The sequence below is a fragment of the Pseudomonas sp. TH41 genome (genome assembly GCF_016650695.1).
Taxonomy (GTDB): domain Bacteria; phylum Pseudomonadota; class Gammaproteobacteria; order Pseudomonadales; family Pseudomonadaceae; genus Aquipseudomonas.
Map to the genome: position 1 here is coordinate 131,884 of NZ_JAEKFH010000007.1, position 14,781 is coordinate 146,664.

Annotated in this window: 11 protein-coding genes; all 11 read left to right on the plus strand. The window is 59.3% G+C overall.

The window, feature by feature from the left end:
- The first annotated feature begins 247 nt into the window (after window positions 1-247).
- Complete coding sequence (gene arcD, locus JFU37_RS27625) at window positions 248-1,675, plus strand: arginine-ornithine antiporter (protein ID WP_201120207.1); 1,428 nt, start codon at window positions 248-250, stop codon at window positions 1,673-1,675.
- A gap of 36 nt (window positions 1,676-1,711) precedes the next feature.
- Window positions 1,712-2,968, plus strand: coding sequence for an arginine deiminase (gene arcA / locus JFU37_RS27630; RefSeq protein ID WP_201120210.1), 1,257 nt, complete (start codon window positions 1,712-1,714; stop codon window positions 2,966-2,968).
- An 82-nt stretch (window positions 2,969-3,050) separates the two neighbouring features.
- Entirely contained in the window at window positions 3,051-4,061 is a 1,011-nt protein-coding gene (locus JFU37_RS27635; protein WP_201120212.1) for an ornithine carbamoyltransferase, read from the plus strand.
- 160 nt (window positions 4,062-4,221) lie between these two features.
- Window positions 4,222-5,151: a carbamate kinase gene (arcC, locus tag JFU37_RS27640; protein ID WP_201120219.1), complete on the plus strand. Its 930-nt coding sequence runs from the start codon at window positions 4,222-4,224 to the stop codon at window positions 5,149-5,151.
- A 12-nt stretch (window positions 5,152-5,163) separates the two neighbouring features.
- A complete protein-coding gene (locus JFU37_RS27645) occupies window positions 5,164-5,526 on the plus strand; it encodes a DUF5064 family protein (protein ID WP_201120221.1) in 363 nt (120 codons plus the stop codon).
- A 214-nt stretch (window positions 5,527-5,740) separates the two neighbouring features.
- Complete coding sequence (locus JFU37_RS27650; protein ID WP_201120223.1) at window positions 5,741-7,249, plus strand: sigma-54-dependent transcriptional regulator; 1,509 nt, start codon at window positions 5,741-5,743, stop codon at window positions 7,247-7,249.
- Between the two features lie 852 nt (window positions 7,250-8,101).
- On the plus strand, window positions 8,102-8,485 hold the full coding sequence (gene gcvH, locus JFU37_RS27655; protein WP_201120225.1) for a glycine cleavage system protein GcvH: 384 nt from the start codon (window positions 8,102-8,104) through the stop codon (window positions 8,483-8,485).
- 12 nt (window positions 8,486-8,497) lie between these two features.
- A complete protein-coding gene (gene gcvP, locus JFU37_RS27660; RefSeq protein ID WP_201120227.1) occupies window positions 8,498-11,350 on the plus strand; it encodes an aminomethyl-transferring glycine dehydrogenase in 2,853 nt (950 codons plus the stop codon).
- Between the two features lie 243 nt (window positions 11,351-11,593).
- Window positions 11,594-12,970 carry an L-serine ammonia-lyase gene (locus JFU37_RS27665; RefSeq protein WP_201120229.1) on the plus strand — a complete coding sequence of 459 codons (1,377 nt, stop codon included), beginning with the start codon at window positions 11,594-11,596 and terminating at the stop codon, window positions 12,968-12,970.
- 39 nt (window positions 12,971-13,009) lie between these two features.
- Window positions 13,010-14,134 (plus strand): glycine cleavage system aminomethyltransferase GcvT, encoded by a 1,125-nt coding sequence (gene gcvT, locus JFU37_RS27670; protein WP_201120230.1) that lies wholly within the window; start codon window positions 13,010-13,012, stop codon window positions 14,132-14,134.
- Between the two features lie 390 nt (window positions 14,135-14,524).
- A complete protein-coding gene (locus JFU37_RS27675) occupies window positions 14,525-14,737 on the plus strand; it encodes a cold-shock protein (protein ID WP_003175786.1) in 213 nt (70 codons plus the stop codon).
- Window positions 14,738-14,781 lie beyond the last annotated feature (44 nt).

The window sequence follows — 14,781 nt, forward strand, 5'->3', positions numbered from 1 at the left end:
AGCGTCAAAAATTTGCGGAAACGTAAAAACGAACTAGTTTAAAAACTCCAAGTGATACGCATTATTTTTACTTATTGTGGCCGATGCCTCTGGAAAGGGCTTTTCCGGCAATATTTTTATGACCGGTGAAAGGTTCGCAAGCCTTTAATTAACAAAGGAATGTACCCATGCACTGATCTAAGTCAGCTGATTGAACTGTTAACAGAATTAATCTGTTGTCTCTTTTCTCCTGCATTGGAGTCATGCAATGTCTGAATCCCCCGGAAAACTGAAACTCGGCGCGTTGGTTGCGCTGGTTGTCGGCTCAATGATTGGTGGCGGGATCTTTTCTTTGCCCCAGAACATGGCCGCCAGTGCCGATGTCGGCGCGGTATTGATCGGTTGGGCCATTACAGCGGTCGGCATGCTGACCCTGGCCTTCGTATTCCAGACCCTCGCCAATCGAAAGCCTGACCTGGACGGCGGTGTTTACGCCTATGCCAAAGCCGGTTTCGGCGACTACATGGGTTTCTCGTCCGCCTGGGGTTACTGGATCAGTGCCTGGCTGGGCAACGTCGGATACTTCGTTCTGCTGTTCAGTACACTCGGTTACTTCTTTCCAATCTTCGGCGAAGGCAACACCGTTGCCGCCGTGATCGGTGCGTCGGTGCTGCTATGGGCCGTGCACTTTCTCGTGCTACGCGGGATCAAGGAAGCGGCGTTCATCAACCTGGTGACCACCGTAGCCAAGGTCGTGCCGCTGCTGCTGTTTGTGCTGATCGCGATTTTCGCCTTCAAACTGGACATCTTTACCGCTGACATCTGGGGTGTGAAAAACCCGGACCTGGGCAGTGTGATGAACCAGGTGCGCAAAATGATGCTGGTCACCGTCTGGGTGTTCATCGGTATCGAAGGCGCGAGCATTTTCTCGGCCCGCGCGGAAAAACGCAGCGACGTCGGTAAAGCTACCGTGATCGGTTTCATCACTGTGTTGCTGTTCCTGGTGCTGGTGAACGTGCTGTCGCTGGGCATCATGACCCAGCCGGAACTGGCCAAACTGCAGAACCCGTCGATGGCGGCCGTGCTGGAACATGTGGTCGGGCACTGGGGCGCGGTGCTGATCAGCGTCGGTCTGATCATCTCCTTGCTGGGTGCCCTGCTGTCCTGGGTGCTGCTGTGTGCGGAGATCATGTTCGCCGCCGCCAAGGACCACACCATGCCGGCCTTCCTGCGCAAGGAAAACGCCAACCATGTGCCGGTCAATGCCTTGTGGCTGACCAACGCGATGGTGCAGCTGTTCCTGATCATCACCCTGTTCTCGGCCAGCACTTACCTGTCGCTGATTTACCTCGCCACCTCGATGATCCTGGTGCCGTACCTGTGGTCGGCGGCCTACGCCCTGCTGCTGGCGGTGCGCGGCGAGAGCTACGAAAACGATGCCCGCGAACGCTCGAAGGACCTGCTCATCGGCGCCATCTCGGTGATCTACGCAGTCTGGCTGGTCTACGCGGGGGGCACCAAGTACCTGCTGCTCTCCGCCCTGCTCTATGCGCCCGGCGTGATCCTGTTCGCCAAGGCCAAGCTTGAAGTCAACAAACCGGTTTTCACCAACGTCGAGAAGCTGATTTTCGCCGCAGTCATCGTGGGCGCCCTGGTGGCGGCCTATGGGCTCTATGACGGCTTCCTGACCCTGTAAATACCTGACTCGTTTGTCATCTGGAGGATCACTGTAATGACCACGGAAAAAGTTAAGTTCGGCGTCCATTCCGAAGCCGGCAAACTGCGCAAAGTCATGGTTTGCTCCCCCGGCCTGGCCCACCAGCGGTTGACCCCGAACAACTGCGACGAACTGCTGTTCGACGATGTGTTGTGGGTTGCCCAAGCCAAGCGCGACCATTTCGATTTCGTCACCAAAATGCGCGAACGCAATATCGATGTCGTGGAAATGCACAACTTGCTGACCGACATCGTCGCCATCCCCGAAGCCCTGGACTGGATTCTGGAGCGCAAGATCACCGCCAACACGGTCGGACTCGGCCTGATCAATGAAGTGGGGTCGTGGCTGCGCAGCCTGGAGCCGCGCAAGATCGCCGAATTCTTGATCGGCGGCGTCTCCGCCGATGACCTGCCGGACAGTTTCGGCGGCAAGACCATTCAAATGTTCCGCGATTTCCTCGGCCACTCCAGCTTCATTTTACCGCCGCTGCCCAACACTCAGTTCACGCGCGATACCACGTGCTGGATCTACGGTGGTGTGACGCTGAACCCGATGTACTGGCCGGCGCGTCGTCAGGAAACCCTGCTAGCCACTGCGATCTACAAATTCCACCCGCAGTTCACCAACGCCGACTTCGAGATCTGGTACGGCGACCCGGACAAGGAACACGGCAGCTCCACCCTTGAAGGCGGCGACGTCATGCCGATCGGCAACGGTGTGGTGTTGATCGGCATGGGCGAACGCTCGTCCCGTCAGGCCATCGGTCAACTGGCAGTGAACCTGTTCAAAAATAAAGCCGTTGAACGCGTGATCGTCGCCGGCCTGCCGAAATCCCGCGCAGCGATGCACCTGGACACCGTGTTCAGCTTCTGCGACCGCGACCTGGTGACGATCTTCCCGGAAGTGGTGAACCAGATCGTCGCCTTCACCCTGCGCCCTGACGAAAGCAAACCGGGCGGCATCGACATTCGCCGCGAAGAAACCAACTTCCTCGACACCGTGGCCAAGGCCCTTAACCTCAAAGCGTTACGCGTAGTGGAAACCGGCGGCAACAGCTTCGCCGCCGAACGCGAGCAGTGGGACGACGGCAACAACGTGGTTGCCGTGGAACCAGGTGTGGTGATCGGTTATGACCGCAATACCTACACCAACACCCTGCTGCGCAAGGCCGGTGTGGAAGTCATCACCATCAGCGCCGGCGAGCTCGGTCGCGGCCGTGGCGGCGGCCACTGCATGACCTGCCCGATCATTCGCGACCCTATCGACTATTAATTTGCCCACCTCGGCTCGCGTTGCCTTCTACACCAAGGCATGCGCGGGCCCTGGGGATAACCGATACCAAAGGAGATCCAAAATGGCTTTCAATATGCGCAACCGCAGCCTGCTCTCGCTGATGCACCACACCACTCGCGAGCTGCACTATCTGCTGGACCTGTCTCGGGACCTCAAACGCGCCAAGTACACCGGCACCGAACGCCCACACCTGCAAGGCAAAAACATCGCGCTGATCTTCGAAAAAACCTCGACCCGCACCCGTTGCGCCTTCGAAGTTGCTGCCCATGACCAGGGCGCTCATGTCACCTACATCGACCCGGTGTCGTCGCAGATCGGCCACAAAGAAAGCATGAAAGACACCGCCCGTGTGCTGGGGCGGATGTTCGATGCCATCGAGTACCGTGGCTTCGAACAGGAAATCGTCGAAGAGCTGGCCAAGTTCGCCGGCGTGCCGGTGTTCAACGGCCTGACCGCTGAATTCCACCCGACGCAAATGATCGCCGACACCCTGACCATGCGCGAGCACAGCGACAAGCCGCTGCATGACATCAGCTACGCCTACCTCGGCGACGCCCGCTACAACATGGGCAACTCGCTGCTGATGATCGGCGCCAAACTCGGCATGGACGTGCGCATTGCCGCACCGAAAGCCCTGTGGCCACACGCTGACTTCATCGCCCAGTGCAAAGCCTTCGCCGAAGAAAGCGGCGCACGCATCACCATCACCGAAGACCCGAAAGCGGCGGTCAAGGGCGTCGACTTCATCCATACCGATATCTGGGTGTCCATGGGTGAACCGGTGGAAGCATGGGACGAGCGCATCGAGCAACTGCTGCCGTACCAGGTCAACGCCGACATGATGAAGGCCGCCGGCAACCCGCGCGTGAAATTCATGCACTGCCTGCCGGCGTTCCACAACAGCGAAACCAAGGTCGGCAAGGACATCGCCGCGCGGTATCCGCACCTGGCCAATGGCGTCGAGGTCACCGAAGAGGTCTTCGAATCGCCAGCCAACATCGCCTTCGAGCAAGCGGAAAACCGCATGCACACGATCAAGGCGATCCTGGTGTCGGCGTTGGCGGATATCTAGGTGTGACCCACCACTAACCCCTGTAGGAGCTGCCGAAGGCTGCGATCTTTTGATCTTGCTGTTGATCTTTATGGGCTCGGCAAAGATCAAAATCAGGATCAAAAGATCGCAGCCTTCGGCAGCTCCTACAGGGATCACCGAATTCTGAAAGGACTGCATTATGCGTATCGTCGTCGCTCTGGGCGGTAACGCCCTGCTCCGCCGTGGTGAACCCATGACCGCGGACAACCAACGCGCCAACATCCGGATCGCCACCGAACAGATCGCCAAGGCCTATCCCGGCAACCAACTGGTGATCGCCCATGGCAATGGTCCGCAAGTTGGCCTGCTGTCGTTGCAGGCCGCGGCCTACACCTCGGTGTCCCCTTACCCGCTGGACGTGCTCGGTGCCGAAACCGAAGGCATGATCGGCTATATCATCGAACAGGAACTGGGCAACCTGCTGGATTTCGAAGTGCCGTTCGCCACTCTGTTGACCCAGGTTGAAGTCGACGCCAACGACCCGGCCTTCCAGAACCCGACCAAACCCATCGGTCCGGTCTATGCCAAAGCCGAAGCGGAAAAACTCGCCGCCGAGAAAGGTTGGTCGATTGCCCCGGACGGCGACAAATATCGCCGCGTGGTCGCCAGTCCCAGACCCAAACGCATCTTTGAAATCCGCCCGATCAAGTGGCTACTGGAAAAAGGCAGCATCGTGATTTGTGCCGGTGGTGGCGGCATTCCGACGATGTACGGTGCCGATGGCAAGCTGCAAGGCGTGGAAGCGGTGATCGACAAAGACCTGTGTTCGGCGCTGCTGGCCGAACAGCTGGACAGCGATTTGCTGGTGATTGCGACCGACGTCAACGCCGCGTTCATCGACTTCGGCAAGCCAACCCAGAAAGCCATCGCCCAGGCCCACCCGGACGAAATGGAAAAACTCGGCTTCGCGGCCGGCTCCATGGGACCAAAGGTCCAGGCGGCCTGCGAGTTCGCGCGCCATACTGGAAAAACTGCGGTGATCGGCTCACTCTCGGACATTGAAGCGATCGTCCAGGGCAAGGCCGGTACGCGCATCAGCACGGCGAAACCTGGCATTACTTACTTGTAAGGAGAGACGTCTATGGCAATGTTTGAGCCAGGCCACTTGCACATCGAGCGTCACGCGCTGAACAAGGATGATGTCAGCTACAACGTGCACCTCGACTATGAACTCAGCACGAACCCCAAAGGGGTAAAAGGCATCCAATTCACCATGCATGGCAGCATTCAGGGAAAGGACATGACAGAGACCTTCTTTCTGCCCAAGGAGGAGGCTTACAACTTCGCCAACAACGTGACGAAAATCGCCGAGAAGTACGGAATCCCAAAGACGCACAGCCAGATTGGCTCGGTCCACAAGCACTACGACCTGATGTTCGAAGACATCCGGAAGCAGTTGGATATGAAATCCGGCGACCCGGTAAACCCCGAACACTTCGAATAACCCCACCACCCCTGTAGGAGCGAGCTTGCTCGCGAAGGACGTTAACGATAACCGCGGGCTTACTGAATAACCGCGGTGTTCTCAAGTCCTTCGCGAGCAAGCTCGCTCCTACAGGGGTTCTGCGTAATAGCCCTGAAATCCTGCGCAGGATTTCACCATTCGCCCGCCCCAAGGCATACTTGCCACCCTCCGCATTCCAGAACCAAACCGCACCATGCGTATCCACGTCAGCTTCATCGACCGCGTCGGCATTACCCAGGAAGTCCTGGCCTTGCTCGGTGGGCGCAATCTCAATCTCGATGCGGTGGAAATGGTTCCACCCAACGTCTACATCGACGCCCCGACCCTGAGTCCGGAAGTCCTGGAAGAGTTGCGCGATGCCCTGTTCAGTGTGCGTGGCGTGCAAGCGGTGACAGTGGTTGACATCCTTCCCGGCCAGCGTCGGCACTTGCAGCTCGATGCCTTGCTCGCGGCCATGACCGACCCGGTGCTGGCGCTGGACAGTGCCGGCAAGGTGTTGCTGGCCAACCCGGCATTGATTGCCCTGTACGGCCGCGAACCGGCCGGTGAAAGTATCACCGAATTGTTTGCCGATCCGGCGTTGCTCGACGCTCTGCTGGAACACGGTTTCCGCCTGCCGCTGCGCGAGATCACGGTCAACGGCCAGACCTTGCTGCTGGACGCCACGCCAATTACCGATGCCGGCGCCCTGCTGACCCTGTATCAACCCAACCGCATCGGTGAGCGCCTTTCCGCGCTGCACCACGATCACGCCGAAGGTTTCGATGCGTTGCTCGGCGAGTCGCCGGTCATCCGTACCCTCAAGGCTCGCGCCCAACGGGTCGCGGCCCTCGATGCGCCGCTGTTAATCCAGGGCGAAACCGGCACCGGCAAAGAGTTGGTGGCCCGGGCCTGCCACGCCATCAGCGCTCGCCACACTTCGCCGTTCCTGGCGTTGAATTGCGCGGCATTGCCGGAGAACCTCGCCGAAAGCGAACTGTTCGGCTACGCCCCTGGCGCGTTCACCGGTGCGCAACGGGGCGGTAAACCGGGGCTGATGGAACTGGCCAACCAGGGCACGGTGTTTCTCGACGAGATCGGCGAAATGTCGCCGTACTTGCAGGCGAAGCTGCTGCGCTTTCTCAACGACGGCAGCTTCCGCCGGGTCGGTGGTGATCGTGAGGTCAAGGTCAACGTGCGGATCCTCAGTGCGACGCACCGCGATCTGGAGAAAATGGTCAGCGAAGGCAGCTTCCGTGAAGACCTGTTCTATCGCCTCAATGTCCTGAACGTCGAAGTCCCGCCCCTGCGCGAGCGCGGCCAGGACATTCTGCTGCTGGCGCGCTATTTCATGCAGCAGGCCTGTGCACAGATTCAGCGCCCGGTCTGCCGGTTGGCACCCGGGACTTATCCGGCGCTGCTGGGCAATCGCTGGCCGGGCAACGTGCGGCAATTGCAGAACGTGATCTTCCGCGCCGCGGCCATTTGCGAGAGCACGCTGGTGGACATTGGTGACCTCGACATCGCCGGCACCTCAGTGGCGCGCCAAAGCGACAGCGACGTCGACAGCCTTGAACAAGCCATGGAAGAGTTCGAGAAAACCTTGCTGGAAAAACTCTACGTCAGCTATCCGTCGACGCGGCAACTGGCCAGCCGTTTGCAAACTTCCCACACCGCGATTGCTCATCGATTGCGCAAGTACGGCATTCCCAATAAGCCGTAAGCCTGCCTCACCTTCGGCCTCACGCTTACCTTTGTAGGAGCTGCCGAAGGCTCGGGCCGCGTTCGGACGACCCACAGATGCACGCTTTCCCTGTAGGAGCTGCCGAAGGCTGCGATCTTTTGACTTTGACCTTGTGCTGCCTGCGACAAGATCGCAACCCACAGATGCACGCTTCCCCTGTAGGAGCTGCCGAAGGCTGCGATCTTTTGACTTTGACCTTGGGCTGCCTGCGACAAGATCGCAACCCACAGATGCACGCTTCCCCTGTAGGAGCTGCCGAAGGCTGCGATCTTTTGACTTTGACCTTGGGCTGCCTGCGACAAGATCGCAACCCACAGATGCACGCTTCCCCTGTAGGAGCTGCCGAAGGCTGCGATCTTTTGACTTTGACCTTGTGCTGCCTGCGAAGATCGCAACCCACAGATGCACGCTTCCCCTGTAGGAGCTGCCGAAGGCTGCGATCTTTTGACTTTGACCTTGTACTGCCTGCGACAAGATCGCAGCCTTCGGCAGCTCCTACGGGCCCGGTTCACAATTCAAGAGTGTCTAACCTGTTTTAAAAGCGACCTCTATCTGTACTGAAAGCGCTACAGCGGAACGATATCGCTACACACCCTCCTGATCACCGCTGTGCAAGGCTTTGATCCACCTACGCTTTTTTCTTCGCCTTGCGCTGTAGCGATTTCGCTACACATTTCGATCAGACGCATGCCTAAAAACAAACTAACTTATTGATTTATAACAATAAAAAAACATTGGCCGTGTTTTTGCTTAGTGACCGCTTATAAAGTACGGCATTGCCGAGCATTCAATCGCGTCCACCAGACGAGTCTGGCCCCCTTAGGAGTTTCCATGAGCGAGTTGCGTTTTACTGAAGATCACGAATGGCTGCGCACCGAAGCTGACGGCACCGTCACAGTCGGTATCACCGCTTTCGCACAGAACGCCTTGGGCGACGTGGTTTTCGTTCAACTGCCTGAGCTGCAGTCCTACGAAAAAGGCGCCGAAGCCGCCACCGTGGAATCGGTAAAAGCCGCCAGCGGCGTGTACATGCCGCTGGACGGTGAAGTGCTGGAAGTGAACCCGGCACTCGACAGCAGCCCTGAGCTGGTCAACGAAGATCCATTGGGCGAAGGCTGGTTCTTCCGCTTCCAGCCTGCCGACACTTCTGCCGTCGCCAAACTGCTGGATCAAGACGCCTACGACCGCCTGATCAAAGCCAACGCCGAAGCCTGAGGAGCGCCGAACATGACTCAAGTCAACCTGACCACCGCCAACGAATTCATCGCCCGCCACATCGGCCCGCGTACAGGCGACGAGCAAGCCATGCTCAACAGCCTCGGTTTTGACTCGCTGGAAGCGCTGAGCGCCAGCGTCATTCCGGACAGCATCAAAGGCACCAGCGTCCTCGGCCTCGAAGACGGCCTGAGCGAAGCCGATGCCTTGGCCTTGATCAAATCCATCGCCAGCAAAAACCAGCTGTTCAAGAATTACATCGGCCAGGGTTACTACGGCACCCACACACCGTCGCCGATCCTGCGCAACCTGTTGGAAAACCCGGCCTGGTACACCGCGTACACCCCGTACCAGCCAGAAATTTCCCAGGGCCGTCTCGAAGCGCTGCTGAACTTCCAGACCCTGATCAGCGACCTCACCGGCCTGCCGATCGCCAACGCCTCGTTGCTGGACGAAGCCACCGCCGCCGCAGAAGCCATGACGTTCTGCAAACGCCTGAGCAAGAACAAGGGCAGCCACGCTTTCTTCGCCTCCGTGCATTGCCACCCGCAAACCCTCGACGTGCTGCGCACCCGTGCCGAACCGTTGGGCATCGACGTAGTGGTCGGCGACGAGCGTGAACTGAGCGACGTGACGCCGTTCTTCGGCGCCCTGCTGCAATACCCGGCGAGCAACGGTGATGTGTTCGACTACCGCGAACTGACTGAACGCTTCCACGCCGCCAACGCGCTGGTCGCGGTCGCCGCCGACCTGCTGGCCCTGACTGTACTCACCCCGCCGGGCGAGTTCGGCGCCGACGTGGCCATCGGCAGCGCACAACGCTTCGGCGTGCCGTTGGGCTTTGGTGGTCCACATGCGGCTTACTTCTCCACCAAAGATGCGTTCAAGCGTGACATGCCGGGCCGTCTGGTCGGTGTCTCCGTCGACCGCTTTGGCAAGCCGGCCCTGCGTCTGGCGATGCAGACCCGTGAGCAACATATCCGCCGCGAAAAAGCCACCAGCAACATCTGCACTGCGCAGGTGCTGTTGGCCAACATCGCCAGCATGTACGCCGTGTACCACGGCCCGAAAGGCCTGGCGCAGATCGCCAATCGCGTGCATCACCTGACCGCCATTCTTGCCCAAGGCCTCAGCGCACTGGGCCTGGGCGTCGAGCAAGCCAACTTCTTCGACACCCTGACGATCAAGACCGGCGCGCAAACCGCCGCCCTGCACGACAAGGCGCATGCGCAGAAGATCAACCTGCGTGTGGTCGACGGCGAACGTCTGGGCCTGTCCCTCGACGAAACCACCAGCCAGGCCGACGTTGAAACCCTGTGGAGCCTGCTGGCCGACGGCAAAGCCCTGCCAGACTTCGCCGCCCTCGCCGCTTCGGTGATCAGCACTATTCCAGCCACACTGGTGCGCCAATCGCCGATCCTCAGCCACCCGGTGTTCAATCGTTATCACTCGGAAACCGAGCTGATGCGCTACCTGCGCAAGCTCGCCGACAAGGACCTGGCCCTGGATCGCACCATGATCCCGCTGGGCTCCTGCACCATGAAACTCAACGCCGCCAGCGAAATGATCCCGGTGACGTGGGCTGAATTCGGTGCTCTGCACCCGTTCGCCCCCGCCGAGCAAAGCGCCGGTTATCAGCAGCTGACCGATGAACTGGAAGCGATGCTCTGCGCCGCCACCGGTTACGACTCGATCTCCCTGCAACCGAACGCCGGTTCGCAAGGCGAATACGCCGGTCTGCTGGCCATCCGCGCTTATCACCAGAGCCGTGGCGAAGACCGTCGCGACATCTGCCTGATCCCGTCGTCGGCCCACGGCACCAACCCGGCCACCGCCAACATGGCCGGTATGCGCGTGGTGGTGACCGCGTGCGACGCACGTGGCAACGTCGACATCGAAGACCTGCGCGCCAAGGCCATCGAGCACCGCGAACACCTCGCGGCCTTGATGATCACCTACCCGTCGACCCACGGCGTGTTCGAAGAAGGCATCCGCGAAATCTGCGGCATCATTCATGACCACGGCGGCCAGGTGTACATCGACGGCGCCAACATGAACGCGATGGTCGGCCTCTGCGCACCGGGCAAGTTCGGCGGCGACGTGTCGCACCTGAACCTGCACAAAACCTTCTGCATCCCGCATGGCGGTGGCGGCCCGGGCGTCGGCCCGATTGGCGTAAAATCGCACCTGACCCCGTTCCTGCCGGGGCACGCGCAGATGGCACGCAAGGAAGGCGCCGTCTGCGCGGCACCGTTCGGCAGCGCGAGCATTCTGCCCATCACCTGGATGTACATTCGGATGATGGGTGGCGCCGGCCTCAAGCGTGCGTCGCAACTGGCGATCCTCAATGCCAACTACATTTCCCGTCGCCTCGAAGAGCATTACCCGGTGCTCTACACCGGCAGTAACGGCCTGGTGGCGCACGAATGCATCCTCGACCTGCGTCCGTTGAAAGACAGCAGCGGCATCAGCGTCGACGACGTCGCCAAGCGCCTGATCGACTTCGGTTTCCACGCCCCGACCATGTCGTTCCCGGTCGCCGGCACGCTGATGATCGAGCCGACCGAAAGCGAATCCAAGGAAGAACTGGACCGCTTCTGCGACGCCATGATCCGCATCCGCGAAGAAATCCGCGCGGTGGAAAACGGCACCCTGGACAAGGACGACAACCCATTGAAAAACGCGCCGCACACTGCAGCGGAAATCGTTGGCGAATGGACGCATCCGTACAGCCGTGAACAAGCGGTGTACCCGGTTGCGTCGCTGATCGAGGGCAAGTACTGGCCGCCGGTCGGCCGGGTCGACAACGTGTTTGGTGATCGCAACCTGGTTTGCGCCTGCCCGTCGATCGAAAGCTACGCTTAAACCAATGAAAGGGGCGGGTTCGCTCGCCTCCTTCAAGAACACCGCATCCCCCTGTAGGAGCTGTAGGACCTGTAGGACCTGTAGGAGCTGTCGAGTGAAACGAGGCTGCGATCTTTTGATCTTGGTTTCTAAACAATCAATAGATCGCAGCCTCGTTTCACTCGACAGCTCCTACAGGGGACAGGGGACAGGGGTGCATCTCTCGTGATATCTGCGCCTATAACAAGAAACCGGAGAACAACCATGTCGTTAAGCGTGTTCGACCTGTTCAAAATTGGCATCGGCCCCTCCAGCTCCCACACCGTCGGCCCGATGCGCGCAGCAGCGCGTTTCGCCGAAGGTTTGCGTCGTGAAGGGCTGTTGTCGGCAACCACCAGCATCAGAGTCGAGCTTTACGGCTCACTCGGCGCCACCGGCAAGGGCCACGGCAGCGATAAAGCGGTGTTACTGGGCCTGGAAGGTGAACACCCGGACACCGTGAACACCGAAACCGTCGCCGCTCGTCTACAAGAAATTCGTGGCAACGGCCGCTTGAACCTGCTCGGCGAACACAGCATTGCGTTCAACGAAAAAGAACATTTGGCGATGATTCGCAAACCGTTGGCCTATCACCCCAATGGCATGATTTTTCGCGCCTTCGACGCCGCCGGCATCCAGATCCGCAGTCGCGAGTATTACTCCGTCGGCGGTGGTTTTGTGGTCGATGAAGACGCCGCTGGCGCCGACCGCATCGTCGAAGACGCCACACCGCTGACCTTCCCCTTCAAAAGCGCAAAGGACCTGCTCAGTCACTGCACCACCTACGGCTTGTCCATCAGCCAGGTGATGCTGACCAATGAAAGTGCCTGGCGCCCGGAAGCGGAAACCCGCGCCGGATTGCTGAAAATCTGGCAAGTGATGCAGGACTGCGTTGCCGCGGGTTGCCGTAACGAAGGCATCCTGCCCGGCGGCTTGAAGGTCAAACGTCGGGCCGCGGCACTGCATCGGCAGCTGTGCAAGAACCCGGAATCGTCACTGCGCGATCCGTTGTCCGTACTGGACTGGGTCAACCTCTACGCGTTGGCGGTCAACGAAGAAAACGCCAACGGCGGGCGCGTGGTAACTGCGCCCACAAACGGTGCAGCGGGGATCGTTCCGGCCGTGTTGCATTACTACATGCGCTTCATTCCCGGTGCCAGCGAAGACGGCGTCGTGCGCTTTCTGCTGACGGCGGCGGCGATTGGTATTTTGTACAAGGAAAACGCTTCGATCTCCGGCGCCGAAGTCGGCTGTCAGGGTGAAGTCGGCGTGGCGTGTTCCATGGCGGCTGGCGCCTTGTGCGAAGTCCTTGGCGGCAGTGTGCAACAAGTGGAAAACGCCGCTGAAATCGGCATGGAGCACAACCTCGGCCTGACCTGCGACCCGATTGGCGGGCTGGTGCAAGTGCCTTGCATCGAGCGCAACGCGATGGGTTCGGTCAAGGCAATCAATGCGGTGCGCATGGCTTTGCGAGGAGATGGTCAGCACTTCGTCTCCCTCGACAAAGTCATCCGCACCATGCGCCAGACCGGCGCCGACATGAAAAGCAAATACAAGGAAACCGCCCGTGGCGGTTTGGCGGTCAACATTATCGAGTGCTGATGCGCGCTCACTTGCATCAGACTTTTTCAGGAGCTGAATATGTCCACCGAACAACTGTTGAAAACTCCATTGCACGCACTGCACATCGAACTCGGCGCCCGCATGGTGCCGTTCGCAGGCTACGACATGCCCGTGCAATACCCACTGGGCGTGATGAAAGAACACCAGCACACCCGTGATCAGGCCGGGCTGTTCGATGTTTCGCACATGGGTCAGATCCGCCTGACCGGCGCCAACGCCGCCAAGGCCCTGGAAACCCTGGTACCGGTGGACATCATCGACTTGCCGGTGGGCATGCAACGCTACGCCATGTTCACTAACGAGACCGGCGGCATCCTCGACGACCTGATGGTCGCCAACCTGGGCAATGACGAACTGTTCCTGGTGGTCAACGCAGCCTGCAAGGATCAGGACCTGGCGCATCTGCGCAAGCACATCGGTGACCAGTGCACCATCGAGCCGCTGTTCGAAGAACGCGCGCTGCTGGCGCTGCAAGGCCCGGCCGCCGTCACCGTGCTTGCACGCCTGGCGCCTGAAGTGTCGAAGATGACCTTCATGCAGTTCGCCCGCGTGAAATTGCTCGGCGTCGACTGTTTTGTCAGCCGTTCTGGCTACACCGGTGAAGACGGTTTCGAAATCTCGGTGCCGGCCGCCCATGCCGAAGCCCTGGCTCGCGCCTTGCTGGCCGAACCGGAAGTAGCGGCCATCGGCCTTGGCGCACGCGACTCCCTGCGCCTGGAAGCCGGCCTGTGCCTCTACGGCCACGACATGAACACCGACACCACGCCCATCGAAGCCAGTCTGCTGTGGGCTATGTCCAAACCTCGTCGCGCTGATGGCGCACGGCCTGGCGGCTTCCCTGGCGCTGAAACAGTGTTCGCCCAACAGCAAGCGGGTGTCAGCCGCAAACGCGTTGGCCTGCTGCCTCAGGAACGTACCCCGGTGCGCGAAGGTGCAGAGATCGTCAACGATGCCGGCGACATCATCGGCGCTGTTTGCAGCGGTGGTTTCGGCCCGACCCTGGGCGGTCCGTTGGCCATGGGTTACCTCGACAGCGCCTACATCGCGATCGATACACCGGTATGGGCGATTGTTCGTGGGAAAAAGGTGCCATTGCTTGTAAGCAAAATGCCATTTGTTCCGCAACGCTACTATCGCGGCTGATTGACTGTTTCTATAAGTAACGCGATTGCGTTAACAGTGCACTAATGTGTAACGCAATCGCCATAAAACAGTGCAGGGTTTCGATTACGAACTTGCCTTATAACGATCGAAAACAATTGAACACCTCAATCGAATAAGCCCGTACTAGTGCACGCACTACTGCCGCCAAGCCAAGCAAACCGGGCCCTTCACGGGGCTTGTTTTTTCTCCCATAGTTGGCGTAGAGTTTGTTCACTGTGTTTGCATGGGTCGCTTGGAATCGTGACCTGGGCAGTAGCCTACATGTTAGCTACATCCCGTTCGGCGTCTTCTTACTCTCCTGCAACCAGCCCCAGTACTCTTTCACAAGAAGGAGACTGTCATTAATTTTAGCGTCAAAGGAAATAAGAAATGTCCCAACGTCAGAGCGGTACCGTCAAGTGGTTTAACGACGAGAAAGGTTTTGGTTTTATCACTCCAGAAAGCGGTCCGGATCTGTTCGTGCATTTCCGCGCTATTCAGGGCAACGGCTTCAAGAGCCTGAAAGAAGGCCAAAAAGTGACTTTCGTTGCTGTGCAAGGCCAGAAAGGCATGCAGGCTGACGAAGTACAAGCAGAAGCTTAATCTTCTGTAACGAAAAAGCCCCTGATGCTGACATCAGGGGCTTT

Bases quoted from the DNA above. Each gene is read 5' to 3' on its own strand.
- arcD (WP_201120207.1), top strand. From the start codon at position 248: ATGTCTGAATCCCCCGGAAAACTGAAACTCGGCGCGTTGGTTGCGCTG.
- arcA (WP_201120210.1), top strand. From the start codon at position 1,712: ATGACCACGGAAAAAGTTAAGTTCGGCGTCCATTCCGAAGCCGGCAAA.
- JFU37_RS27635 (WP_201120212.1), top strand. From the start codon at position 3,051: ATGGCTTTCAATATGCGCAACCGCAGCCTGCTCTCGCTGATGCACCAC.
- arcC (WP_201120219.1), top strand. From the start codon at position 4,222: ATGCGTATCGTCGTCGCTCTGGGCGGTAACGCCCTGCTCCGCCGTGGT.
- JFU37_RS27645 (WP_201120221.1), top strand. From the start codon at position 5,164: ATGGCAATGTTTGAGCCAGGCCACTTGCACATCGAGCGTCACGCGCTG.
- JFU37_RS27650 (WP_201120223.1), top strand. From the start codon at position 5,741: ATGCGTATCCACGTCAGCTTCATCGACCGCGTCGGCATTACCCAGGAA.
- gcvH (WP_201120225.1), top strand. From the start codon at position 8,102: ATGAGCGAGTTGCGTTTTACTGAAGATCACGAATGGCTGCGCACCGAA.
- gcvP (WP_201120227.1), top strand. From the start codon at position 8,498: ATGACTCAAGTCAACCTGACCACCGCCAACGAATTCATCGCCCGCCAC.
- JFU37_RS27665 (WP_201120229.1), top strand. From the start codon at position 11,594: ATGTCGTTAAGCGTGTTCGACCTGTTCAAAATTGGCATCGGCCCCTCC.
- gcvT (WP_201120230.1), top strand. From the start codon at position 13,010: ATGTCCACCGAACAACTGTTGAAAACTCCATTGCACGCACTGCACATC.
- JFU37_RS27675 (WP_003175786.1), top strand. From the start codon at position 14,525: ATGTCCCAACGTCAGAGCGGTACCGTCAAGTGGTTTAACGACGAGAAA.